The following is a 223-nucleotide window of genomic DNA, read 5'->3' on the forward strand; positions in this document are numbered from 1 at the left end:
GAGGGAAAGGTGAAAAGAACTGAGGTGATCAGAGTGAAATAGAACCTGAAACCATTTGCTTACAATCATTCAGAGCCCTATGTAGCAATACAGGGTGATGGACTGCCTTTTGCATAATGAGCCTGCGCGTTGTGGTGTCTGGCAAGGTTAAGCTAACGTGAAGCCGTAGCGAAAGCGAGTCTTAATAGGGCGATAAGTCAGATGCTGCAGACCCGAAACGAAG

1 rRNA gene is annotated in these 223 nt (G+C 47.1%); it reads left to right on the plus strand.

From position 1 onward, the window contains the following. Positions 1-223: ribosomal RNA gene (locus KJQ99_RS10390) — 23S ribosomal RNA — on the plus strand; the annotation flags it as partial.

Origin of the sequence: Campylobacter sp. 2018MI13, assembly GCF_018501135.1 — a bacterium.
In the GTDB taxonomy this organism is placed as follows: Bacteria; Campylobacterota; Campylobacteria; order Campylobacterales; family Campylobacteraceae; genus Campylobacter_E.